21 protein-coding genes are annotated in these 24645 nt (G+C 38.4%); all 21 read left to right on the forward strand.

Going from position 1 to position 24645, the window contains the following annotated elements; all coding sequences use genetic code 11:
- Positions 1 to 60: 60 nt before the first annotated feature.
- The 21 genes from EHW90_RS12420 to EHW90_RS12525 all read left to right on the forward strand — a co-directional run bounded on the left by EHW90_RS12420 (position 61) and on the right by EHW90_RS12525 (position 24066).
- Positions 61 to 882 (forward strand): pyridoxamine kinase, encoded by an 822-nt coding sequence (locus tag EHW90_RS12420; RefSeq protein WP_124952999.1) that lies wholly within the window; start codon positions 61 to 63, stop codon positions 880 to 882.
- A 9-nt stretch (positions 883 to 891) separates the two neighbouring features.
- Entirely contained in the window at positions 892 to 2298 is a 1407-nt protein-coding gene (locus EHW90_RS12425; protein ID WP_124953000.1) for a Wadjet anti-phage system protein JetA family protein, read from the forward strand.
- A complete protein-coding gene (locus tag EHW90_RS12430) occupies positions 2298 to 2873 on the forward strand; it encodes a DUF4194 domain-containing protein (RefSeq protein ID WP_124953001.1) in 576 nt (191 codons plus the stop codon). Before EHW90_RS12425 ends, EHW90_RS12430 begins: the two co-directional genes overlap by 1 nt.
- Positions 2870 to 6199, forward strand: coding sequence for an ATP-binding protein (locus EHW90_RS12435; protein ID WP_124953002.1), 3330 nt, complete (start codon positions 2870 to 2872; stop codon positions 6197 to 6199). The genes EHW90_RS12430 and EHW90_RS12435 overlap by 4 nt, the downstream gene beginning before the upstream one ends.
- Positions 6186 to 7391, forward strand: a complete 1206-nt coding sequence (locus tag EHW90_RS12440; RefSeq protein ID WP_124953003.1) for a Wadjet anti-phage system protein JetD domain-containing protein — start codon at positions 6186 to 6188, stop codon at positions 7389 to 7391. The genes EHW90_RS12435 and EHW90_RS12440 overlap by 14 nt, the downstream gene beginning before the upstream one ends.
- Before the next feature lie 416 nt (positions 7392 to 7807).
- Positions 7808 to 8344: a ribosome hibernation-promoting factor, HPF/YfiA family gene (gene hpf / locus EHW90_RS12450; protein WP_124953004.1), complete on the forward strand. Its 537-nt coding sequence runs from the start codon at positions 7808 to 7810 to the stop codon at positions 8342 to 8344.
- 176 nt (positions 8345 to 8520) lie between these two features.
- Positions 8521 to 11124, forward strand: coding sequence for a beta-glucosidase (locus EHW90_RS12455; protein ID WP_124953005.1), 2604 nt, complete (start codon positions 8521 to 8523; stop codon positions 11122 to 11124).
- A gap of 8 nt (positions 11125 to 11132) precedes the next feature.
- Positions 11133 to 11642, forward strand: a complete 510-nt coding sequence (locus EHW90_RS12460) for a GtrA domain-containing protein (protein WP_124953006.1) — start codon at positions 11133 to 11135, stop codon at positions 11640 to 11642.
- Positions 11643 to 11660: 18 nt separating this feature from the next.
- A complete protein-coding gene (locus EHW90_RS12465) occupies positions 11661 to 14657 on the forward strand; it encodes a glycoside hydrolase family 3 N-terminal domain-containing protein (RefSeq protein WP_124953007.1) in 2997 nt (998 codons plus the stop codon).
- Positions 14650 to 16008, forward strand: a complete 1359-nt coding sequence (locus EHW90_RS12470; RefSeq protein ID WP_124953008.1) for an aminotransferase class I/II-fold pyridoxal phosphate-dependent enzyme — start codon at positions 14650 to 14652, stop codon at positions 16006 to 16008. Before EHW90_RS12465 ends, EHW90_RS12470 begins: the two co-directional genes overlap by 8 nt.
- Before the next feature lie 6 nt (positions 16009 to 16014).
- Positions 16015 to 16596, forward strand: coding sequence for a nucleoside/nucleotide kinase family protein (locus tag EHW90_RS12475; protein ID WP_009447386.1), 582 nt, complete (start codon positions 16015 to 16017; stop codon positions 16594 to 16596).
- Position 16597: 1 nt separating this feature from the next.
- Positions 16598 to 17572, forward strand: coding sequence for a DNA polymerase III subunit delta' (holB, locus tag EHW90_RS12480; RefSeq protein WP_124953009.1), 975 nt, complete (start codon positions 16598 to 16600; stop codon positions 17570 to 17572).
- A 9-nt stretch (positions 17573 to 17581) separates the two neighbouring features.
- A complete protein-coding gene (locus EHW90_RS12485) occupies positions 17582 to 18391 on the forward strand; it encodes a PSP1 domain-containing protein (protein WP_060931910.1) in 810 nt (269 codons plus the stop codon).
- Between the two features lie 3 nt (positions 18392 to 18394).
- A complete protein-coding gene (locus EHW90_RS12490) occupies positions 18395 to 19138 on the forward strand; it encodes a tRNA1(Val) (adenine(37)-N6)-methyltransferase (RefSeq protein ID WP_124953010.1) in 744 nt (247 codons plus the stop codon).
- Positions 19128 to 19976, forward strand: coding sequence for a 16S rRNA (cytidine(1402)-2'-O)-methyltransferase (gene rsmI / locus EHW90_RS12495; protein WP_124953011.1), 849 nt, complete (start codon positions 19128 to 19130; stop codon positions 19974 to 19976). The genes EHW90_RS12490 and rsmI overlap by 11 nt, the downstream gene beginning before the upstream one ends.
- A gap of 9 nt (positions 19977 to 19985) precedes the next feature.
- Positions 19986 to 20435: a ribose 5-phosphate isomerase B gene (gene rpiB / locus EHW90_RS12500; protein WP_124953012.1), complete on the forward strand. Its 450-nt coding sequence runs from the start codon at positions 19986 to 19988 to the stop codon at positions 20433 to 20435.
- Between the two features lie 4 nt (positions 20436 to 20439).
- Entirely contained in the window at positions 20440 to 20805 is a 366-nt protein-coding gene (locus EHW90_RS12505) for a hypothetical protein (RefSeq protein ID WP_124953013.1), read from the forward strand.
- Between the two features lie 129 nt (positions 20806 to 20934).
- Complete coding sequence (locus EHW90_RS12510) at positions 20935 to 21774, forward strand: pyridoxamine kinase (protein WP_124953014.1); 840 nt, start codon at positions 20935 to 20937, stop codon at positions 21772 to 21774.
- The gene (locus tag EHW90_RS12515; protein ID WP_124953015.1) at positions 21771 to 21962 is read left to right on the forward strand and encodes a DUF951 domain-containing protein; all 192 of its coding nucleotides are present in this window, start codon (positions 21771 to 21773) and stop codon (positions 21960 to 21962) included. The genes EHW90_RS12510 and EHW90_RS12515 overlap by 4 nt, the downstream gene beginning before the upstream one ends.
- Positions 21962 to 23515, forward strand: coding sequence for an ABC-F family ATP-binding cassette domain-containing protein (locus tag EHW90_RS12520; protein WP_124953016.1), 1554 nt, complete (start codon positions 21962 to 21964; stop codon positions 23513 to 23515). The genes EHW90_RS12515 and EHW90_RS12520 overlap by 1 nt, the downstream gene beginning before the upstream one ends.
- An 8-nt stretch (positions 23516 to 23523) precedes the next feature.
- The gene (locus EHW90_RS12525) at positions 23524 to 24066 is read left to right on the forward strand and encodes a glutathione peroxidase (RefSeq protein ID WP_124953017.1); all 543 of its coding nucleotides are present in this window, start codon (positions 23524 to 23526) and stop codon (positions 24064 to 24066) included.
- Positions 24067 to 24645 lie beyond the last annotated feature (579 nt).

Below are 24645 nucleotides of genomic sequence, written 5' to 3' on the forward strand. Positions count from 1 at the left end.
TCTTAGGCGAATATTGTGATATAATGCAATAAATAATATAAGAATACGGAGACTACATATATGAGCGGAAATAAACAAATTTTACTGGTTAACGATCTTGCAGGTTACGGAAAGGTGGCACTTTCAGCCATGATGCCGATAATGTCACATATGGGATTTGAGATATTTACACTTCCTACAGCACTTGTATCCAATACTCTTGACTATGGAAAGTTTGAGATACTTGATACTAAGGATTATATTGAAAAGACTGTTAATGTATGGAATGAGCTGGATTTTTCATTTGAGTCTATAGCGATAGGATTTATCGCATCTGATGAAGAGGCCGATATTTTGGCGGACTTTTGTGACAAGCAAAGTAAAAAAGGTACTTTTATATTTGTTGACCCTATAATGGGAGATGACGGCAGACTATATAACGGTATTGCAAAGAATGCTGTAGAAAACAGAAAGAGACTCCTTAAGTTTGCAAATCTTATAAAGCCGAATTTTACAGAGTGCTGCCTGCTTACAGGCATGGAATACAAAAAAGAGGGATTTTCTAAAGAAGAAAATGAGGTTATGTTGAGAAAACTTATAGGGGAAAATCAATCTTCGGCGGTTATTACATCCGTGCCTTTTGAGGATAAAAAATACTGCCTATGTTATGATGCCGATACCGATAAGATTGCCTATATTGAATATGACGAGATAGATGTCAGATTCCCGGGAACGGGAGATATATTCTCAGCGATATTGGTGGGAGACATTTTGGGCGGTAAATCACTTTTTGATGCGACTTCTCATGCTATAAAAGTAGTAAGGAATATGATAAATGCCAATATAAAAAATGCGGACAAATATCGCGGCATACCGGTGGAACAGTATCTTGATCTGGTATAGGTTTGATATATGAATATTTTTGATGAGATAGATGAAAATCTGTTCAGACCTCTGACCGGGACCAATAAAAGAAAATATGCCGATATACTGGCTTTGATTTGGGATAAATGTAAGAGAATGCCTATGTATTCTATAGAAAAAAGCACTGTCTTTGATATGGCGGAGGAATATCTTTTGGGCTTGGGAGAGAGTGTGGAACTTGATATTGAAGAGCAGGAAGAGGTTAGCGGAAATATCTCGGATATGCGAGTGGTGGCAGGCACTCTTATAAGAAGGCTTAGAGATACAGGCTGGATCTTGGAAAAACCCGGCGAATATGAGGACGAGGATAAGCTGGCTCTACAGTATAAGGTTGTGCCTATACTTAAGTCATTTAAAGAGGTTGTCAGTCCGACGATTGTTACATATAAGGGTAAGCTTTTCAAGATATATTCAATGTTTGAGCATATATCCGAGCAGGGGAGTCCGTATGAAGGCGTATTAAAAGAAGCATCGGAAGACTTTGACAATCTGAATCAGGCGCTTAGAACCTTGTCGGCTTCAATAGAAGATCATATAAACGAGCTGACTATGGGTAAGAGTCCGCAGGAGATATTGGAATTTTTTGAAAAATATGAAGAGAAGATAGTTGTGGGATCATATCACAGGTTTAAGACAAATGACAATCTGTTTTATTACAGGTCAAGTCTGTATGAAAGCCTTGATAAATGTGAAGACAGCTTGTTTGACGCACTGGTACTTGACTGTATGGATACGGAACGCGTAGAAAAAGACATAGCTGAAGTTAAGATAAGAGAACTGATAACAAAGGTTCGCATGGACATTGAAGAGATGGAAGGTCTTATGAGGGCTATTGACGACAGACATATAATCTACAGGATGAGAGCCGTACAAAGAGCGCAGTTTTTGTTGCTGTCTGACGGAAGCAGTAAGAGTAAAATCAATAATATACTGAGGTTTTATGCAAGTACCATAGATTCAAAGGAAGACGGATATAAAGACGATGATACTGTAGGAGCTGAAATCTTTCAGATATTTTGTCAAAACTTTTTTGACAGCGCTTCTATTGCAACACCTGTGAAAAAAAGAAAGCCTACACCTATTGAGCTTATGAGTATATTCGAAGAGCCGGATATGGAGCTTGTGGAAGAGAAAAACAAAAAGATTATGGAGTATATAAAGAATGCTTTGACATCTGAGAATGTAAACAGGTTTGCAAGGGATATTCTTGCAGGAAATCATGCTGTGCAGATAAGCTCGGTATTTGAAAAGGACCCTGATACATTTACAAAGATTATAGGATTGTATACATATTCAAAGACATCTGAAAGAGAATACGATATAAGACTGAAGGACAATGTGGTGGAAATAAACGGTGTAAGGTTCAAAGATTTTATTGTTGAGGAAAGAAGATAATGGCGGTTGATATAAAAGAAGAGATAGCCAATTACCTGTTGAATAATTGTTTTTTGATGGGAACTGTGGATACTACAAGAGAGAAGTACTACTATGTTATAAATCATGAAGAAAGCTTCAGACAGATTTTTTTGCCGATAGGATATACTTTGGTGGTTCACAGAAATTTGAGGGTTATTCAGCTTATCAATAATCACGGTAGCGGCAGAGTTATATTAAAAAAATATGAGAGTATTATTTTGCTTATACTAAGACTTTTGTATGTAGAAAAAAGAGAAAGTTTGTCCACAAGTGAAGACAGCGTGTTTACAACTGTTGAAGAGATAAAAAATGAATATGAGAAGCTCAACCTCCCGAGAAAATTTGACAGAGTATTGTTGGAAGAGTCTTTAAGAAATATAAAAAGATACAATCTTTTAAAGGTTGAGGACAGACTTTCGGATATGGATGCAAAGATCAGGATTTACCCTTCAGTGATGCTTGCCATGCCTGATGTAAATATAAATAAGGCCTATGAGGAGACCGCCAAGCTTTTGGCACAGTATGAAAACAGCGAAGACGGAGATGAAGAATGATTAGAATGACGAGGCTTCATCTGATAAATTGGCATAATTTTCAGGATGATATAATAGATTTCAAAAATATCACCTACCTTTTGGGGGTGAACGCTGTAGGAAAGACTACAATAATGGATGCCGTAAGGTATTGTCTTACTACAAATAAGGATTTCAACACGGCGGGAAATAAAAAGAGCGGAAGAACTCTTTTAGGTTCGGTACACCAAAAGCAAAGGGCGGAGGATTCATATCTTCGTCCGGGACATACGGTTTCATACATAGGGATAGAGTTTTTGGATGAGGCTATAAAAAAGAACTTTGTAATAATTGCCCGTATAGAATCCGAGACACCGAAGCAGGATTTAAAGGGGGTATATCAGGACTGGTATATTACAAAACCCGGATTTGTTCTTGAGGATATTCCTTTTTTTACAAAGAAAAATGATGCCAAGAGACCTACATCAAGAGATGCTTTCAAGCTTGAGAATAAGGGCATGGACAGGGCGTCAAATCAGTCGGATGCAAAGATAAGGATTTGCAGAGTGCTGGGTATAGGTGAGGCAAACTCGCCTATAGGAAAGAAGTTTAATGAGGTGTTCCATATGGGCACCGGACTGGATGATATAAAGGATATCAGAGAGTTTATCTATACATATATTTTGCCTGAGCCTGAAGTGAATATAGAGTTTTTGCAAAAGGACATGCTTGAACTTGAGAGATTGCAGGAGATACTGCAGGAGGCAAGTGACAGAGAAGAACTTTTAAAAGAAATCAATGAAAGAATAAAATCGGCAAAAGAATTCCTTGCTAAAGTCAAAATAAATGAGAGTTTGGTCGCTTATGCAAATCTTCAGGAAAATATCGAAGAGACAAATGAGAAAAAGTATCTTATAGAGGAATGGAATAAAAGCCTTGAGATGCTTGATAAGAGATTACTTGAACTTTCAGAGAGTGAGAATAAGGCATCAGCTCTTTTGTATGAAGCACAAAGAGCGGCGGAAGAAAATGTGGAAAATAAGGAAATGCTCTCACTTGAAAGTGAAAATAAGAACAATAAACTTGAAAATGAGAAGCTTATATTGGAAGCAGGTATATTTGAAGATGTGCTTCAAAAGCTGTTTTTTCTTATTGACAGGCTGAATAAGGTAGGATTTTATGTCAAAGTAGACGACTCTATAAAAGATGAAAATACTAAAACGGATGACAGGATAAGAGAAATTAAAAACAGTGCAAAGCTTTTTGCAGATATGGAAGAAGAAATCAAAAATCATGATGCGAAGATAAGAAATGATATTGCAGAGCTTAATGATAAAAGTGATGTACTTTCAAAAAAGATAAAGAGTTTGGAAGCAGGCGTGATGTGTTATCCTGATGAAGCGATATTTGTAAGAGATAAGATAAATTCATTCTTGAGTGAGCAAAGTAAAAGAGCGGATGCCAAGCTGCTTTGTGAACTTTTATATATGACGGATAACAGCTGGCAGGACGCTGTTGAGAGCTATTTGAATACCCAGAGGTTTAATATTATTGTTGAACCGGAAAATTATCTTTCGGCAAAAAAGGTCTTTGTATCTCTGGGCGATAAAGTTAAGGGAATAGGGCTTATAGATACAAGAAAGATAAAGGAGCCTGAGTACAAGTCTTTGAATGAGGCTTATCTTGGAGATAAGATTGATTCTGAAAATATCTATGCAAAGGCATATGCAAGATATGTTATGAAAAATGTTATTTGCTGTGAGTCTTCGGATGATTTGGAGAATTTTTCAAAGAGTGTAACAAGAGACAGGCTCAGATTCCAAAACTTCTGCTTACAGAGGATGGCAAAAAAAGAACATTTCATAGGTGTGGATGCCATAGCAAAGCAATTAAAGAGTGCAAAAGAAGAGTTTGCAGGCGTCAAAAAAGAACTTACAAGACTTGAAGAAGCCAAGAAAAACTTTGACTCTATTTATAACGGGTATACAAAGTTCAGAGCGGGTGACAACTTCGGAAAACTTGAAAACTACTGTGAATCAAAGGCAAAGTCAAAAGTACTCTCGGCTAAGATAGAAGATATAGCAAAGAAGATAGAGGAGTTTAAGAAAAATCCTATTCTGCTTGCTATGTATGACAGAGTGAAAGAATGTAAGAAGAACTTAAATGTTGTAAGAGATGAGATAACGGATAACAAGGCAAAAAAGCAAAACCTTAACTCCGATATAAACAGGGCAAAAAATTTGCTTGAGGAGCTTGAAGCGAGCCTTTCAAATTTGCAGGATATATATGAGAAAAGTGTTGAGGAGTATCCTGAGTTTATAAATGATGTTGAGAAGAAGTATCAAAATGAAAGAAAATCAAAGAAGGCTTCAGCCATTGCCTATAACTTTTCAAACCGTGTAATTCAGGACAATATTGCGTTGAACAACTACTTAAATCAGGAACTTATACCGCTGCAACAAAGATATATGGCTACATATACCTGTGATTACGCTACAGGCCTCGGAGGAGCAAACAGGTATATGCAGGAATTTCTGACATTGCAGAATATAGAGCTTGAAAGACATAAGAGCGAACTTGTAAACGCACAGATAAGATGTAAGGACAGATTCCGTAAGGAAGTGCTGTTTAGAATGAAGGATGATATTTTAAGAGCAAAGCAGCAGTTTAAGCAGATAAATCGTGTTATGGAAAATCTCGAGTACGGTGAAGAAAGCTACAGATTCGGAATTGACAAGAGTAAGGACAGGGAACTTGGAATGTTCTATGATATAATCATGGACAAAGATAATATGCAGATTGACAGAGAAAATGATATGCTTATGCTTATTGCAGAAAGTAACAAGTCTGAAATATTTGAAAGTCAGATTGATGACTTTATGCAAAGAATTATGATTGATGTTGAGGAACATGCAAGGCAGAATCTATCAGGTCAAAAATCAGGTGCCAAAAGTATGGGAATGTATGTGGATTACAGGACATATCTGGACTATGACATAATTGTGAAAAATTGTGTGACGGGAAATGAGGTGGGACTTTCAAAGGTCAACGCGGAAGGCAGCGGCGGTGAGAATCAGGCTCCTTTTTATGTGGCTATCTGTGCATCTCTTTTGCAGATTTATGAGCAGAGCAAGGAAGGTTCTATAAGGCTGATACTGCTTGATGAAGCATTCAACAATATGACAAGCGACAGAATAGAGCCGATGATGAATATGTTTAAAAAGCTTAATTTGCAGCTTGTTCTGATAGCAACGGCTGAAAAGGCTACAGCCATATTGCCGTACTGTGATATTACATATTCTATTGTAAAGTCCGGAAACAGGAATGCGATAGGAGTGTTTGAGAGGATTGAGGATGGACTACATTAAGGATGTTTTGAACAGATTGATAGATATGTATGAAAGAAGAGAAGGCTTTAAAAAGGAGCCTTCTTCTTTGCGTGTGATACAGGCGGATATAAAAAAGACCTACCCTGAATATGTGGACAGATACAATCACAATGTGTATAAGGATATCAATACAGCAATAGAAAAGTTGATAAGTGAAAATCTTATTGAATCAAAGGCGGATGAGACCGGAAAATATGAAAAGGTAAGATTAAATGTCGAAAGTATTGCAGAATGCTATAAGAGAGTAAAAAGAATTGATATACCGAAGCAGTGTGAGAAAATAAAAGAGGTGCTGGATTTGTTTAAAGACAGGAATCCGCCTGTACTGAGAGGCATTATATCCGATTGGAGTAAACTTATATCAAACTATAAAAAGCTGCCATATGATATAAAATATGACAAAGAAAGACTTTTTAACATACTGAAAATACTTGAAGCAATACTTGGGCTTGGTCGTGAGAGTTATATAAGAAATTTTTCAACCGCAATGTTTAAGGATTCCAAGAGATTTCAAAGGGAGTTTAAATCAACTGTGGAGAGCATACTTTTTGATTATACGGATGAGGTTGTGGAAAAAGATAAGATACTTGAGTACTATAACCTCTATGAGAACCCCACATATGTATATATAAAAGGTGATATAGTAATTAAGTTTGAAGATTCAGTTGTTCATGTAAGGGAAATTAACGGAGGTATTGCACTCTCAAATTCATCACTTGAAAAGATAAAGGAAATAAAAGTAATTGCAAAGTCTGTAATCACTGTGGAAAACCTGACCACCTATCACGATGAAGATGAGAAAGACAGTGTGTACATTTATCTTGGAGGTTATCACAACAAATCAAAGCAGGTAATATTAAAAAAGATATATGATGAGAATAAGCAATGTGAATATCTGCATGAGGGAGATATAGATGTATACGGATTTTTGATACTTGAAAACTTAAAAGAAAAAACAGGAATACCTTTTAGACCTTTGAATATGGGGGTTGATACTTTAAAGAGGTTTTTTGATGCGAAAATATATAAAGAGCTTACAGCTTCAGATATAAATATGATAGAGAAAAAGAAAGGAAAGCTTGGAGAGTATAGACAAGTGTTGGAATTTATGCTCTTACATAACTGCAAGGTGGAACAAGAATCCATAAGAGCGGTTGAGATTTTAAATTAGGTTGATTTTGCCTGTCAAGTCTGAATTTTTATAATAAGTACAAAACGGCAAAGTGCATAAAAATTGTGTTTAAAAATACTTATCCACATTATCCACATTTTTATCCACAAAAAAGGTGAGTTATTGGCTGCCTACGAAGCTTATAAATAGGCTGTTTGTGGGTTATAAACGAAGTTATCCACATTTTATCCCCATATTGGGTAGCTTTGACTTGGTGGATAAATAATAGAGTTTATGAGATAAAATATATAAAAGTGCAATTTTTTCATCAAAAATACAATTGGCTAACAACTTAACTAAAATCACAAAAATTCTAAAAAATAATGAAATTGACAGTACAATTATAAAATTAAATTGAATTTATAGTAAAAAAGTGCTATACTATAGCTAAATAAAAAGAAAAGGAGCTTATACATATGCGTTATACAATTACTGGAAGAAATATCGAAATAACTGATGGTTTGAAGAAGGCGGTAGAGGAGAAGCTTCATAAATTAGGAAAGTATTTTACAGAAGAGACGGAGGCGAAGATTACACTCAGTGTGCAAAAGGAGGCACATAAGATAGAAGTTACCATCCCGACCAAGCAGGGGCTTATCAGAGCCGAAGAGGTAAGCGGAGATATGTACGTAAGCATAGATAAGGTCGAGGATATTATAGAGAGACAGATAAAGAAGTTCAAAAATAAGCTTGTAGATAAGAAGCAGTCAAGTGTATCTTTCTCAGATTTCTTTATGAGAGAAGATTATTCGGATTCTGATGAAGAAGATGAGATAAAGATTGTAAAGACCAAGAGATTCAGTATCAAGCCTATGGACCCTGAGGAGGCGTGCTTACAGATGGAGCTTTTGGGACATGATTTCTATGTATTCAGAAATGCCTTAATTGATGAGATTTGTGTGGTATATAAAAGAAAAGACGGCAAGTACGGTATCATAGAGCCGGAAGTATAAAACACATTATCGGGAGTCTTCGGACTCCCTTTTTTATTTGAAAATAATATCAAAAAATTTGAATATATATTATAATAAGGTCAGGATTGTGAAAGCATAAAGTGTTTGGCAAGCCATTATTTTGAGGGTACTTTCTGTGATGTGAAAAGAGCGGCAGTTTGTTTTAAAGGAGGAAAATGAAACATAGAGATATTATAGAAAAAATGACATTGGAAGAAAAATGTGCCTACCTCTCAGGTAAGAACGCCTGGGATACAAGGTCATTTACATCCATAGGAGTTGATGTACTTCACCACGCGGACGGTCCTACCGGTGTAAGAAAGCAGGCCGGAAAGGGAGACCATTTGGGACTTAATGCAAGCGTACCTGCCACATGCTTTCCTACTGCCGCCACACTTGCAAACAGCTGGGATGAGAAGCTACTTGAAAAGGTCGGAGAGGGGCTTGGAGCGGAGGCTGCGGCTGAAGATGTGAATGTGCTTTTGGGTCCGGGAATCAATATTAAGAGAAATCCGCTCTGTGGAAGAAACTTTGAGTACTATTCTGAAGACCCGTATTTAAGCGGAAAACTGGCAGCTGCAATGATCAGAGGTATTCAAAGCAACGGAATAGCTTCCTGTGTAAAACATTTTGCCGTGAACTCACAGGAGCTTAGAAGAATGGCGATGGATGCGGTGCTTGATGAGAGAACTTTAAGGGAAATATATATCACCGCGTTTGAGATAGCAGTAAAAGAAGGACATCCGAAGTCTGTAATGACAAGCTACAATATGGTCAACGGGGTATATGCCAATGAGAACGAGCATCTTTTGATAGATATTCTAAGAAAGGATCTCGGATTTGACGGTATGGTTGTCACAGACTGGGGGGCTTCAAATGACCATGCGCTTGGTGTAAAAAACGGTTCAAGTTTGGAGATGCCCGCTCCGGGACTTGACAGTGCAAGAGAACTCTTGGAAGCTATAAAAGTCGGCAAGATAAAGGAAAGCGATATAGATGCCAGAGTTGATGAGCTTATAGAGATAACTTTATCAACCAAGGATAAGAAAAAGCCGAAGGATAAGGCAAAGATGTTTGAGGACAATCACACACTTGCAAAAGAGGCTGCCAAAAAGAGTATTGTACTTTTAAAAAATGAGGACAGTATTTTGCCGCTAAACGGTAAGAAAAAGGTTGCCATAATAGGAGATTTTGCCTTCAATCCGAGATATCAGGGCGCAGGTTCTTCAATGGTAAATGCCACTGTGGTGGAGGATGCAAAGAAGCTTTTTGAGAAGTTGAATATTGATTCAAAAAAGGTGCAAAAACTTGAAAACAAGATAGAATCAAGATTAGAGAAGGTTGAAGATAGGCTTGATAAACTTGATATGAATCCTACTTATGCAGGAGCAGGCATTACAAAAGTAAATCCTACCAAGGTGGATACTTTACAAAGAATTCTTGAAGAGTCGGATTTGGAAGTGATAGGAACGGCGAGAGGATATTCAAGGCTTGATAAGGAAGATGATGCCGTTATGACAGATGAGGCGATGACACTTGCAAGGAAGGCGGATATTGTGCTTTATTTTTTCGGACTGAATGAGGCAAGCGAGTCGGAGGGTCTTGACAGGACACATCTTCGTACCCCGAAAAATCAGATAGATTTGATGGAGCAGCTCTCAAATGAGAATCAAAATATAGTAGGTATTATAAGTGCAGGCTCATGCATTGAGATGCCTTGGGAAAAGCATTTAAAGGCTATACTGCACAGTTATCTTTTCGGACAGGCAGGTATGGGAGCGGTGTTTGAACTCCTTACAGGAAAATTGAGTCCAAGCGGAAAACTTTCTGAGACCATAGTAAAAAGATATGAGGATGAGCCGAATGTAAGATATTATCCTTCAAAGGAGAGAACTTCAGAGTACAGAGAGAGCATCTTTGTAGGGTACAGATATTTTACTACAAGGAATGTGGATGTACTTTATCCTTTCGGATATGGACTCTCCTACACGGAATTTAAGTACAGTGATATAGAGGTGGACAATGAAAAGGTAAGCTTCTGTATTGAAAATATCGGAAAGACGGCAGGAGAGGAAGTAGCCCAGCTTTATATAGGTTTGAAAAAATCCAATATCTTCAGAGCAAAGTATGAATTAAAGGGATTTAAAAAGGTAGCATTGTCTCCCGGAGAGAAGAAAAAAGTCACCATAAGCTTTGACGACAAGTCTTTCAGATTTTATAATGTGATGACAAATGCCTTTGAGGTGGAGAGCGGCGAGTATGATATATATATCGGCAGCAGCTGTGAGGATATCAGATTGCAGACCACACTTAAGGTAAACGGAAATGCAGAGGTTTTCCCGTACAATAAAAAAGAGCTTCCTTCATACTACAGCGGTGATATAAAAAGAGTAGACGATTCCGAGTATAAGGTTTTGCTCGGAAGGGATATACCGGACGGTCATTGGAGCGGTGAACTGGGTATAAATGACGCACTTTGCCAAATGTATTATGCAAAGAGTTTTATTGCAAGATTTGTATACAGAATACTTGATAAGAGATTGAAAAAATCATTGGAAGCAGGTGTGCCGGACCTTAATACTTTATTTCAGTTCAATATGCCTTTCAGGGCTATAGGAAAGATGAGCAACGGGCAGGTGAGCATGGAAATGGTGGATTCCATTGTGCTTTTGGTAAACGGACATTTCTTTAAAGGAATATTCGGAATAATATCGGGATATTTCAAAAACAAAAAGGCAAATAAAAAATACAAAAAAGAATTCTTACAAAGAGAAGATTGAGAAGGTTTATGATGTTTTTAAAGGAATGGATAGACAGCCATCCGAACATATGGGAGTTTATAAAGTTTAATATACTCTCAAATGTGGCAACTATAGTGAACTTTATCGTGATGTGGATAGCCACATCCGCTTTTGCAGGTTTCGGGTGGCATCTTATCCCTTTTAAGTTTTTTATATTTAACTATGCGGACAATATTGAGCAAAATCTTGGAACGGCAGGTTTTTTAAGCTTCCTTATAGCCACCGCACTTGCGCAGACTGTAAACTTTTTTGTACAAAAGCAGTTTGTGTTTAAGTCAAATGCGGCTTTTAAGGATGCAATACCCAAGTATATAATTCTTGCCATAGTTTTGGTTATAGTGTCCGCGGCACTGCCTGCATATTCACAGAAGTTTTTTAGGGATATAGGGGTGAGTGCAAATCTTGTACCTACGCTGGCAAATGCGCTTAATATCATAGTACAGGTGGTTATCAGCTACCCTGCAATGAAATTTGTAGTGATGCCGGAGAAAAAATAAATATATCGGAGGAATATTATGTTAGCTATCAATATGGCGGATGTGGTAAGTGTGATAAAGTCGATTGCTCCACAGCTCATAGCTATAGTGACACTTTTGGTGTGTGCGCTTGTAGTTATGTTTATCACAAGGAACAGAGAACTTGCCTTTAAAAAGTTATCAAGGTCGGCTGCCTGGATTCTTTTTATGGTAGGTACGGTTATCAGTGTCAATATAATGTTGAACGGTCCGCTAAAGACCATGATTACATTGGCAACGGGAAGAGGCGTTATAACTGATAAGTCACTTGATGAAGCAAAGACTTTGGGAGAGGACATAGCAGGAGAAGGAATTGTACTTTTAAAGAATGATTCGGCACTGCCGCTAAAGAAAGGTACAAAGCTCAATCTGTTCGGATGGTCATCTACAAATCCGCTTTACGGCGGTACAGGTTCAGGCGGACTTAACGACTCATTCCCTACGGTTTCACTGATTGACGGTATCAAGAATGCCGGATTTGAGGTAAACGAGGACTTGGTAAAGTTCTATACGGATTTCAGAGCAAAGAGACCTACAGTAGGAATGTGGGGGCAGGACTGGACAATACCTGAGCCTTCAATCGATCAGTACAAAGAGGCGAATGTTTTTGAAAATGCCAGAAAGTATTCGGATAAGGCTGTAGTGGTTATCGCAAGATCGGGCGGTGAGGGTGCAGACCTTCCAAAGAGCCTTGACCCGAATACTGAGGACAACTTTACGGACGGAGGTACATTCGGTTCAAAGGGACTTAGATACAGTGATCAAAAGGATGACCTTGATGCAAACAAGAGCTACTTACAGCTTTCAAACAGAGAAGCTGCAATGCTTGATGCGGTAAATAAGACATTTAAGGACATTGTGGTTATTATCAATTCCGCAAATCCTATGGAGCTTGGATTTGTAAATGATTATGAGAATATTTCAAGTGTGGTTTGGTGCCCGGGACCTGGACAGACAGGATTTAATGCACTTGGAAAGATCTTGGACGGTGAGATAAATCCTTCAGGAAAGACAAGTGATATATTTGTATATGATTTGAAGAAGAGCCCAAGCTACAACAACTTCGGAGATTTTCAGTATACAAATATGGATGAGTTTTCTACAGATGACAGAGGTACAAAGCATAAACCGAGCTTTGTAAACTATGCAGAGGGCATCTATGTAGGATACAAATTCTATGAGACCGCAGCCAAGGAAAACGCTATCAACTATGCAGGTTATGTGCAGTATCCTTTCGGTTACGGACTTTCATATACCAATTTCACAAAGGAGATGGGTGAGATTGTTGCAAATGACGGCAAGATAAGCATTGATGTACTTGTAACCAATACGGGAAATGTTGCCGGAAAAGATGTGGTGGAGATTTATTATAATCCGCCTTATAAAAACGGCGGAATAGAAAAGGCGAGTACAAATCTTGTCGGATTCGGAAAGACAAAGCTGTTAGGGCCGGGAGAAAGTGAGACTGTAAAAGTTACCTTCAATTTGGAGGATATGGCATCATATGACGAGAAGGATAAAAAAGCGTATGTGCTTGAGACCGGAACATATGAGATAAGCCTTCAGGAGGATTCACATAATATCCTTGATACAAGAACATTCCCGATTGAAAAGGATATTGTATACAACGTGGATAACAAGAGAAGCAGCGACAAGGAAGTTGCAACAAACAAGCTTGACGATATGAGAGGAAACTTCACCGTACTTTCAAGAAAGGACAAGTTTGCAAACCTTGAAGAAGCCACAAAGGCACCTACAGATTTTACATTACCTGAGGATAAAAAGGCCGCATTCTTAAATAACAGCAACTACGATGCTTCAAAGTTTGATGTGGAGTCGGATAAGATGCCTACAACAGGTGCAAACAATAAGCTTAAGCTAAAGGACCTTCGCGGACTTGAATATGACGACCCTAAGTGGGATGCTCTGCTTGATGAGATGACCTTTAACGATATGTCAAAGCTTGTAGCGCTTGGAGGATATCAGACAGTAGCCATCGGCAGAATAGGAAAGGTACAGACAGTAGACTGTGACGGACCTTCATCTATCAACAACAACTTCACAAAGAAGGGTTCAATAGGTTTGCCTGCGACTATAATGCTTGCAAATACCTTCAATACCGAGCTTGCACATTCATTCGGTGACAGCATAGGAAAGATGGCAAATGAGATGCAGGTATCAGGTTGGTACGCACCTGCCATGAACACTCATAGAAGCGCTTTTGCAGGAAGAAATTTCGAGTACTACTCAGAGGATCCGATACTTTCGGGAAAGATTGCGGCAGAGGCTGTAAAGGGCGCTGCTGACAACGGAGTATATTCTTATATCAAGCATTTTGCATTAAATGATCAGGAGACCAACAGAACATACCAGCTTATGACATGGGCGGATGAGCAGACGGTAAGAGAAGTATATCTTCGTCCTTTTGAAATATGTGTAAAGGAAGGAAATGCCAAGGCTGTGATGGCGGCTTTCAACCACTACGGAACCACTCCTGCGTATGCATCCGACAATGTATTGAATAAAATTCTTCGCGATGAGTGGGGATTTAGAGGAATGGTTTTGACAGACTACTTCGGTGCCGGCGGATACGGATATCTGGATGCAAACAGAGCTACAAGAAACGGTACGGACTTCTGTCTTACAGCTATTGATGCAGGTTTCAACTATGTAAAGGATAAGAGCGCCACAGCAACACTCGTACTCAGAAAAGCGTCACATAATATACTTTATACTACGGTAAACAGCAGAGCATATGCACCTGAGAACTTAAACTTAGGGTTGATGGGATGGCAGATTGCCACTATTATAGTAGATATTATTTGCGCAGCGGCTGTTGTACTTCTTCTTATGAAAACATGGAAAAACTTCAAGTTCAGAAAAGAGCTTGAAAGAAGAGAAGATATTGTAAGCCCTGTAGTGGAGGTTGCAAGCGGTGACGCCTCGGAGGCAAAATCAGATAAAATAGTGGAAGATAAAAATACAGAAAATGAATAAAGATTGTTTAGCATATAAATTAAAAGAATATGTAAGCTCCGGTATATTGCCTATGCATATGCCGGGGCATAAAAGAAAAGTGCCGAAAGCAATAGAAGAGATGATGACGGACATTTATAAGATGGATTTGACGGAAGTGGAAGGCACCGACAATTTGCATGATGCTACAGGCATCATAAGAGACTCTATGGAGTTTGGAAAGCATGTATACAAAAGTAATAAAACATACTACTTAATAAACGGCTCAAGCTGTGGTATACTTTCAAGTATAAGGGCTTGTGCTTGCACAGGAAATTATAAAAATGAAAAGTCATATATAGTGGTTGCGCCCAATGCACATTTTAGTGTATACAACGCTATTGAACTGCTTGATTTGACACCTATATATTTAGATGTTTATTATAATGAACTTGATATCGCAGAAAGCTGTGATATCAAGGCATTAAAAAATATCTTAAGAGTTAATATAGAAAAAAATATAGTGGCTGCAGTGATAACTTCACCGACTTATGAGGGGGTTGTATCCGATATAGAAAAGATTGCAAAACTTCTACATGATGAAGATATACCTCTTATAGTGGATGAAGCACATGGCGGTCACCTTAATTATATAAATAATATTGATTACGGCAAAAGTAAAAATAAATTTTGTGTGTCTGCACTTGATTTGGGTGCAGATATTGTGGTGCAAAGTCTTCACAAGACATTGCCGGCACTTACACAGACCGCACTCTGTCATATAAACTCCGAAATCGTAAGTGAAAAATATTTGGAAGAGTCGCTGCACATATTTGAGACCAGTTCACCTTCATATATACTTATGGCAAGTATTGACGCCTGTATAAGGTATATGGCAAACAGCGATGAAGAAATCAAAGTTTATCTGAATAATTTATTTGAATTCAGATGCGCTGTAAAAAAATTAAAACATATAAGTTTGTGGGAAGATAAGAATAAACTCGGATATGATTTTACCAAGCTTGTAATCTGTTGCGATATATTTGACGGAGTCACACTGGCGCAGATACTCAGAGATTCTTACAATATTGAGACGGAGATGAGCAAGCTTGATTATGTTTTGGCTTACAGTACAGTTTGTGACGGTAAGGATGATTTTGACAAACTTTATAATGCTTTAAAAGATATTGACAATAACTTCTTATATATGGAAAAAAAGCCTTTGGCAGGTCTTGATAAAAAGTATCTGGGAACGGTTGCCAAGGAAAATATTTACATATATCCTCCCGGAGTTCCGGTATTAAAAAAGGGAGATATAATGGAGAAAAGACATTTTGATGTCTTGGATGAATATATTAAAAAAGGGAAAAAAGTCTACGGATTAGACTTATAAGATACAATGGGAAAAATTTATTATGTTATGGGCAAGAGTGCTTCAGGTAAAGATACTATCTTTAACAGGCTTCACGATGAATGTCCCAGGACAAAAAAGATTATAACATATACTACCAGACCCAAAAGGAGTGAGGATGTAGAAGGTGTAAGCTACCACTTTGTAGACGAGTCTGTTATAGAAGATTACAGAAGGCAGGGTAAGCTTATAGAGATGAGAACATACAATACCGTTCAGGGAAGGTGGACTTATGCCACCATTGACGACGGTTCGGTGCATCTTGAGAGTAAGAACTATCTTATAATAGGGACGCTTGAGTCTTATAAAAAGATACGAGAGTATTTCGGTGCTGAAAATGTTGTGCCTATCTATATAGAACTTGGTGACGGTATCAGGCTTCAAAGGGCTGTGAACAGAGAGATGATGGAGGAAAAACCCAACTATGCCGAGCTTTGCAGGAGATATTTGGCTGACAGTGAAGATTTCTCCGATGCAAGGCTTGAGGCTGCAGGTATTACCAAGAGATATTTGAATGAAGATTTGAATAAATGTATCTTGGAAATAAAAAAAGATATGGGAATCATATAAGATGAGCGAATTTATTCTTGGAAACGAGAAGGTGAGAAATCATCTGAAAGAATCAATAATAAAAAATACGGTTTCACATGCGTATATCCTGGCAGGAGATAAAGGGATAGGTAAAGAAAAAATCGCAAGAGAGTTTGCCATGAGACTTATATGTGAAAATAATCATATCGGATGCGGACAGTGTCCGTCCTGCAGGCAGTTTCTGGCAAATGCGTATCCTGATTTTTTTTATATGGATGCGGAGGGCAAGGAGAGTATAGGAATAGACAGAATCAGAGAGAGTGTTGTATCCGATGTGGCCATAAGACCTTACCACGGCAAATATAAAATATATGTTATAGATGAAGCGGATAAGATGACTGTCGGGGCACAGAATGCACTTTTAAAGACTATAGAGGAGCCGCCGGAGTATGTTGTTATCTTGCTTTTGGTAAGAAATATGAGTCTGCTGCTTGAGACTATAAGGAGCAGGTGTTTAAAGCTTTTATTAAGTCCTGTAAGTAATGACAGGATTAAAGGCTGGCTTTGTGAAAGCGGCGTAAGTGATGAAATTGCCGGTGTGCTTGCGTCGTACTCAAACGGGGCCCCGGGGGTTGCAAAAGCTATGGCGGAGTCGGAGGACTTTGCCTCAATATATGAGAAAAATGTAGAGTTTTTAAAGAACATTTGTGAAGTAGGTATAAATGAGATACTTAACTTTATTGAGGAGCTGAAGAAAAGAACCGGCGGCTTTAAAGATTTTATAAATTTTCTCAGGCTTTGGTATAGAGATATCTGTATCATAAAGCTTACAAAGAAGAAGGAAAATCTTATATTTATAAGAGAAGAAAGCATTATTTTTAGGCTTTCAAGGGAATATACACTGCAAAAGATAAATAGTATAATAGACTTGATAGATGAGACGGAGATTAGACTGAATTCCAATGTAAGTGGGGACACGGTTATGGAATTGCTTTTTATCGGACTTAGAAAATAGGAGAATATGATGAAGATAATCGGCGTTAGGTTTAGGGAAGTGGGAAAAATCTGCTACTATGATCCTGATGATATTGATATAGATGTAAACGACAGAGTTATAGCTGAGACCGACCGAGGTGTGGAATGCGGCAGAGTAATATTGGGGCCGAGAGAACTCAGCGAAAACTATACTAATCCCATAAAGAAGATAATTAAAAAGGCGGATATAGAGGATGTTGTCAGATTTGAGGAAAATCTGAAAAAGGAAAAGGAAGCTTTTGATATATGTAAGGCAAAGATAATAGAACTTGATTTGCCTATGAAGCTTATTTCGGCCGAGTATACATTTGACAATGCCAAGGTGCTGTTTTATTTTACGGCTGAGTGCAGAGTGGACTTCAGAGAGCTTGTAAAGATACTGGCATCTATTTTCAGAGTGAGAATAGAACTCAGACAAGTAGGTGTAAGAGATGAAACCAAGATGGTAGGCGGCATGGGGTCATGCGGCAGAGCGCTTTGTTGTCACAGCTATCTTTCCGACTTTGTGCCTGTATCTATAAAGATGGCAAAGGAACAGAGTCTTTCACTAAATCCGGCAAAGATAAGCGGAGTGTGCGGCAGGCTGATGTGCTGCTTAAAAAACGAGGCGGAGACTTACGAGTATTTGAACGGAAAGATGCCGAGAGAAGGAGTAAGTGTACGCACGCCTCTGGGAGAAGCCGGCGTGATAGTTTCCACAAGTGTACTTAGGCAGACTGTGAAGGTGCTTGTAACCAAGTCTGAGGATGCAAAGGAAATAGAGGAATATTCACTAAGTGAGATAAGGATACAAGCTTAAGCCATGGGTGAATTATTAAGAGAAGAATGCGGTGAGAGGCTTGACGACTTGCAGTGCAACGGGCTTTACCTTATACAGGATCCCGATAAGTTTTGTTTCGGTATAGATGCCGTACTTTTATCGAATTTTGTAAAGGTAAAGAAAAACGGTCATGTTGTGGACCTTTGTACAGGAAGCGGTATAGTGCCTATACTTTTAAGTGCAAAAACCGGTGCAAAAAAGATAACCGGTATTGAGATACAAAGTGATATTGCAGATATGGCAAGGCGAAGTGTAAGTTACAATAAGCTGGATGAAAAAATAGATATTATAAATGACGATATTTCAAATGCGTTAAAATATATAAATAATTGCAGTGTGGACAGTGTCTGTGTAAATCCGCCGTATATGAAGGATACGACAGCTATAAAAAATCCCGATTTACCTATGGCAATCGCAAGACATGAGTTGCTTACAGATCTTGAGACTGTAATAAATATTGCAAGTAAGCTGTTAAAAGAGAGCGGAAAGTTCTTTATGGTACACAGACCGAGCAGACTTTCGGAAATATTTGCATCAATGAGACAAAACAGGATTGAACCTAAAAGGTTAAGATTTATTCACCCTTATATTGAAAGTAAGGCAAATCTTGTACTGATAGAGGGTGCAAAGGGTTCGGGAGTCTGGCTGGATGTGGAACCTCCTTTGGTGGTATATAAGGATAAAAATGTTTATACGGATGAGGTGTTAAAAATATATGGCAGGTAAGATATATTTGGTGGCTACACCTATCGGCAATCTTTCGGATATGAGTGTCAGAGCGATTGACACTCTGAAAAATGTGGATATTATTGCCTGTGAAGATACCAGAAATACAATAAGGCTTTTGAATCATTTTGACATAAAGGCGCCGTTGACATCGTATCATGAGTACAACAAGATAGATAAGGCTTATGAACTGTGTGAGAAGGTAAAGGCAGGTAAGGATATTGCATTTGTGTCGGATGCCGGTATGCCTGCGATATCTGACCCCGGATATGAGCTTGTGGATATTGCATACAAAGAGGGGCTTTGTGTTACCGTTATACCGGGAGCAAGTGCCGTGGTATCCGCGCTTGCAATAAGCGGTATCAGTTCAAGGAGATTTTCGTTTGAAGGTTTTTTACCAAGCGATAAGAATGAGAAGAAGCAGATACTAACAGAGCTTTCAGATGAGAGCAGAACAATAATACTATATGAGGCGCCTCACAGACTGATAAAGACATTAAAGGAGATTTTTGAGTACCTTGGAGACAGGAATATTTCTATAGTAAGAGAACTTACAAAGCTTCATGAAGAGGTGCTTAGAGGAAACTTAAGCAATATAATAGCAGACTATGAGTTGGGTAGAGTTGCAGTCAGAGGGGAGTATGTACTGGTAATAGAGGGTAAAAGTCTTCTTGAAAAAAGAAGTGAAAGGCAAAAATCCTTTGAAGAAATCAGTATAAGGGAGCATTTCGATAAGTATATATCGGAAGGGCTTGATAAAAAAGAGGCTATGAAGGCTGTAGCAAAGGATAGAGGAATACAAAAAAGGGAAGTTTATAAAGAACTTCTGGGAGAGTAAGGAGATAATATGAGAATCGGAGTAGGAAACGACCATGCGGCTGTAGAGCTTAGAGAGGTTATAATAGATCACCTGAAAAATGCCGGTCATGAGGTGTTTGAGTTCGGAGCTAAAGAAGGTGAAAAGTGTGATTACCCTGTACCGGGAAGAGATGTGGCTGAGGCAATAGTTGCGGGAAAGCTTGACAAGGGCGTACTTATCTGCGGCACAGGTATCGGTATATCTTTGGCGGCAAACAAGGTGCCGGGAATCAGAGCGGCTGTATGTTCGGAACCTTATTCGGCAAAAATGGCTGCACTTCATAATAATGCTCAGATTATAGCATTCGGTGCAAGAGTGGTAGGTTCCGAGATGGCAAAGATGATTGTAGATACCTTCCTCGCTACAGAGTATGAAGGCGGCAGACATCAAAACAGACTTGATATCATCACTGAAATAGAAGAAAAGTACTCAAGGTAAAGATATGGGAATAGCGGATTGGTTCAATTTTGAAACTGCAAAGCAGAAAAAGAAAAAAATGGACAGATATTATAAAAAGCTGTATCCGTTCGGTGAAGAACAAAAGAGTTGGGAAGAAAACAGGTTGAATGAAGTCTTTCCTAACAATAAAAAGACAAAGAGCTATCATTTTGAACTTTTGATTTTGCGTGAGAGCATTGCAAATCTGTCAGATCCCGATATATATGATGAGGATGAAGAACGCCCGAGTCTTGACGATGTGATAAAGAATTGGAAAGAAAAAGAGACGGTATACAGGCTTAAGCCTGAAGAAAAGCAGGCGATAATCGACATCGCACTTGAAGAAATGAAAAGGTTTACAAAAAGTTGAAATATTAAACTGAAATTTATATGTTTTTTCGTACTATCAGGTATTTTGTGGTATAATAGAATATAAAGAATTGTAGCTGAGAGTTTTTGCTATAATTTTATACAATAAAATGAATTTAGGGGGTTTTTTATGGACAAAAAGGTATTAACGGTACAGGACATCTCATGTTACGGACAGTGCTCTATTACAGTGGCACTTCCTATTCTTTCGGCTTGCGGAGTGGAGACAGCGATAATGCCGTCCGCTATTTTATCAACACATACAGGCGGATTTAGTGGATTTACCTTCAGAGATTTGACTGAAGATTTACCGAAGATTATGGAGCATTGGTTAAAAGAGAATATCAGCTTTGACGCGATATATACGGGATATCTCGGAAGTAAGAGACAGATTGATATTGTAAAGGATTTGTTTAACAATCTGTTAAAGCCTGAGGGTAAGAGAATAGTTGACCCGGCTATGGCGGATAACGGAAAGCTTTACACAGGATTTGATGATGCGTTTGTTAAGGAAATGAAGACTCTTATCTCTGTAGCGGATATAATTTTGCCGAATATGACTGAGGCGGCTCTTCTTACAGACAGCGATATAATCCTTGAAAATCAAAGCGGTGAATATATAATGAGCATTATTCATAAGCTTAGAGAGCTTGGTGCAAAGAATATAATCTTAAAGGGCATCAAGAACATGGAAGGTAAGCTCGGAATTGCCGTATATGAGGGTGAGACCGACAATATGGAGATTTTCTATATTGACAGAATAAAGAAAGATGCTCATGGTACAGGTGATTGCTATGCTGCGGCATTTACAGGAAGCCTTATGAGAGGTAAGACTATGAGAGAGGCTGTGGAGACAGCTGCCAAATTTGTTTCAGAGGCCATATTAAAGACAATAGATGATGACAGCCACTGGTATGGTGTAAAGTTTGAAAAGGCTATACCTGTGCTTGTGAGAGAGTTGGATAAATGATAAAAATTGATGTAGGGGATATACTTACATTGAAAAAGCCACATCCCTGTGGCTCATATAAGTGGGAAGTACTTAGAATCGGACAGGATTTGCGACTGAAATGCGTAGGTTGCAACCATCAGATGATGATTGCAAGAAAGAGTATAGAAAAAAGCATTAAATCACAAGAAAAAGGAAAAGATATATAATGAGTATTTTGAATGTGGAAAATTTGAGCCACGGTTTCGGTGATAGAGCTATTTTTGACAATGTTTCCTTCAGAATGCTAAAAGGTGAGCATATAGGACTTGTAGGTTCCAACGGAGAGGGTAAGTCTACATTTATGAGCGTGGTGACCGGTAAGCTTATGCCCGATGAGGGCAAAATAGAGTGGGCAAAGAATGTTCAGATAGGCTATCTTGACCAGCATTCCGTGCTGCAGGAGGGGCTCAGTATCAGAGATGCCCTAAAGCAGGCGTTTGATCATCTTTTTGATATGGAAAAAAGGATGAATGAGATCTGCGATATGCTCACAACAGCTGATGAAAGTGTGATGGATGAGCTTATGGAGGAACTGGGCACCATTCAGGAACTTTTGATGGCACATGATTTCTATACTATAGACGCAAAGGTGGAAGAGGTTGCAAATGCACTGGGACTTAGCGATATAGGGCTTGACAGGGATGTGACCGAGCTTAGCGGAGGACAGAGAACAAAGATTCTTTTGGCTAAGCTTCTTTTACAAAAACCTGATATTTTACTTCTTGACGAGCCTACAAACTATTTGGATGCCGAGCATATAGAGTGGTTGAAAAGATATTTGCAGGACTATGAAAATGCTTTTGTACTTATCTCACATGATATACCTTTCCTCAATTCGGTGGTAAATATCATATACCATATGGAAAATCAGGAGCTTAACAGATATGTGGGAGACTATGACAAATTCCTTGAGGTATATGAGGTAAAGAAAAAGCAGCTTGAGGCGGCTTACAATCGTCAGCAAAAGGAAAGAGAAGAGCTGGCTGATTTTGTTGCAAGAAATAAGGCGAGAGTCGCAACAAGAAATATGGCGATGAGCAGACAAAAGAAGCTTGATAAGATGGATATAATAGAGCTTGCGGCAGAAAAACCGAAGCCTGAATTTAACTTTAAAGAGGCGAGAACACCGGGTAAGACTATTTTTGAGACTACCGACCTTGTTATAGGATATGACGCACCGCTGTCAAAACCTATCAATGTAAGAATGGAAAGAGGTGAAAAGATAGCTATGTTCGGTGCAAACGGTATAGGAAAGTCTACCCTGTTAAAAAGTATCTTGGGTTTGACACCGGCACTTTCAGGGAAGACTGTACTTGGAGACTATCTTGAGATAGGCTACTTTGAGCAGGAAAGCGATAATAAGTCAAAGAATACCTGTATAGAGGAACTTTGGAGTGAGTTTCCGGGATTCAGTCAGTATGAGGTGAGATCCGCTCTGGCAAAATGCGGTTTGACTACAAAACATATTGAGAGCTTGTTCAGAGTACTCTCAGGCGGAGAGCAGGCTAAGGTAAGGCTGTGTAAAATCATAAACAGGGCTACCAATGTACTGTTTTTGGATGAGCCTACAAACCATCTGGATGTGGATGCAAAGGAAGAGCTGAAAAGAGCGTTGAAAGCGTATAAGGGAAGTATACTGCTGATTTGCCACGAGCCTGATTTTTATGAAGACTTTATAACAAGAACCATTGACTGTAGAGAGTGGTCACTGAGGGTATAAGATTTTATATGAATTTTTATGATTTAAGAGTGGAAGCGGCTGACGGAAGCATGGTTTCTATGAGTAATTTTAAAGGGAAGGTCGTGTTGGTAGTAAATACTGCTACAGGCTGTGGCTTTACACCACAATATAAATCGCTTGAAGAGATGTATGAAAAGTACAATGAGAAAGGTTTTGAAATAATTGATGTACCCTGTAATCAATTTCGTGATCAGACACCCGGTACAGATGAAGAGATACATGAGTTTTGCACATTAAACTATAATACAAAATTTCCACAGATGAAAAAGTCGGATGTAAACGGTGAAAATGAAATAGAACTTTTCAGATATTTAAAGAGTGAGAAAGGCTTTGAGAGTTTTGGAAGCGGAATAAAAGCCTTGGGTATGGCTGCAATGTTAAAGATGATAGATAAGGATTACAAGAATAACCCTGATATTAAATGGAACTTTACAAAGTTTGTTATTGACAGAGAAGGCAAAGTAGCAGCAAGATTTGAGCCTACTATAGATATGAAAAAGGTAGAAGAGTTTGTGGCATCTTTAATATAGAGAAAATTAAAAAATTAAAAAAACAGAAAACAAAGGTTGACAGGACAGTGTGTAAGGTGTAGAATAACACCACTGTCCTAAAAAGACAGAAAAACAAAATCAAATATTTCTAAAAATCATAGAAAATACTATTGACATTATTTGGAGATTTTGATATTATATCAAAGTTGCTCAAAAAGAGCAAAGAAAGTTCAAGAAAACTTTTCAAAATAACTTAAAAAGTTGTTGACAAGATAAAATGAGCTTGATATAATAGCTAGGCTGTTTCAAACAGCAAAGCAAACGAACCATGATAATTTAAGATTAAACAGTACACACAACCCTGAAAATTCACATAGTTTTCTTGGCGAGAACGAGCAAAGCGAAGTTCGAGCTTAGAAAAATAGTGCACCTCGTCGAGCGAAGCGAGACGATGGTGTTACATATGATATGTAATGAGATTTCAGTAATAACAACGTTTAGATTCGAACAGAATTTAAAACCTTTAAAAAACAGTAGATCTGTGAAAACAGATGCAAGCTAGCGACAGGCTAGATTAAACTTTTATATGAGAGTTTGATCCTGGCTCAGGATGAACGC

Origin of the sequence: Lachnoanaerobaculum orale (genome assembly GCF_003862485.1) — a bacterium.
Taxonomy (GTDB): domain Bacteria; phylum Bacillota; class Clostridia; order Lachnospirales; family Lachnospiraceae; genus Lachnoanaerobaculum; species Lachnoanaerobaculum orale.

Excerpts from the sequence above, each read along its gene's own strand:
- EHW90_RS12420 (WP_124952999.1), top strand. The coding sequence starts at position 61 with ATGAGCGGAAATAAACAAATTTTACTGGTTAACGATCTTGCAGGTTAC.
- EHW90_RS12425 (WP_124953000.1), top strand. The coding sequence starts at position 892 with ATGAATATTTTTGATGAGATAGATGAAAATCTGTTCAGACCTCTGACC.
- EHW90_RS12430 (WP_124953001.1), top strand. The coding sequence starts at position 2,298 with ATGGCGGTTGATATAAAAGAAGAGATAGCCAATTACCTGTTGAATAAT.
- EHW90_RS12435 (WP_124953002.1), top strand. The coding sequence starts at position 2,870 with ATGATTAGAATGACGAGGCTTCATCTGATAAATTGGCATAATTTTCAG.
- EHW90_RS12440 (WP_124953003.1), top strand. The coding sequence starts at position 6,186 with ATGGACTACATTAAGGATGTTTTGAACAGATTGATAGATATGTATGAA.
- hpf (WP_124953004.1), top strand. The coding sequence starts at position 7,808 with ATGCGTTATACAATTACTGGAAGAAATATCGAAATAACTGATGGTTTG.
- EHW90_RS12455 (WP_124953005.1), top strand. The coding sequence starts at position 8,521 with ATGAAACATAGAGATATTATAGAAAAAATGACATTGGAAGAAAAATGT.
- EHW90_RS12460 (WP_124953006.1), top strand. The coding sequence starts at position 11,133 with ATGATGTTTTTAAAGGAATGGATAGACAGCCATCCGAACATATGGGAG.
- EHW90_RS12465 (WP_124953007.1), top strand. The coding sequence starts at position 11,661 with ATGTTAGCTATCAATATGGCGGATGTGGTAAGTGTGATAAAGTCGATT.
- EHW90_RS12470 (WP_124953008.1), top strand. The coding sequence starts at position 14,650 with ATGAATAAAGATTGTTTAGCATATAAATTAAAAGAATATGTAAGCTCC.
- EHW90_RS12475 (WP_009447386.1), top strand. The coding sequence starts at position 16,015 with ATGGGAAAAATTTATTATGTTATGGGCAAGAGTGCTTCAGGTAAAGAT.
- holB (WP_124953009.1), top strand. The coding sequence starts at position 16,598 with ATGAGCGAATTTATTCTTGGAAACGAGAAGGTGAGAAATCATCTGAAA.
- EHW90_RS12485 (WP_060931910.1), top strand. The coding sequence starts at position 17,582 with ATGAAGATAATCGGCGTTAGGTTTAGGGAAGTGGGAAAAATCTGCTAC.
- EHW90_RS12490 (WP_124953010.1), top strand. The coding sequence starts at position 18,395 with ATGGGTGAATTATTAAGAGAAGAATGCGGTGAGAGGCTTGACGACTTG.
- rsmI (WP_124953011.1), top strand. The coding sequence starts at position 19,128 with ATGGCAGGTAAGATATATTTGGTGGCTACACCTATCGGCAATCTTTCG.
- rpiB (WP_124953012.1), top strand. The coding sequence starts at position 19,986 with ATGAGAATCGGAGTAGGAAACGACCATGCGGCTGTAGAGCTTAGAGAG.
- EHW90_RS12505 (WP_124953013.1), top strand. The coding sequence starts at position 20,440 with ATGGGAATAGCGGATTGGTTCAATTTTGAAACTGCAAAGCAGAAAAAG.
- EHW90_RS12510 (WP_124953014.1), top strand. The coding sequence starts at position 20,935 with ATGGACAAAAAGGTATTAACGGTACAGGACATCTCATGTTACGGACAG.
- EHW90_RS12515 (WP_124953015.1), top strand. The coding sequence starts at position 21,771 with ATGATAAAAATTGATGTAGGGGATATACTTACATTGAAAAAGCCACAT.
- EHW90_RS12520 (WP_124953016.1), top strand. The coding sequence starts at position 21,962 with ATGAGTATTTTGAATGTGGAAAATTTGAGCCACGGTTTCGGTGATAGA.
- EHW90_RS12525 (WP_124953017.1), top strand. The coding sequence starts at position 23,524 with ATGAATTTTTATGATTTAAGAGTGGAAGCGGCTGACGGAAGCATGGTT.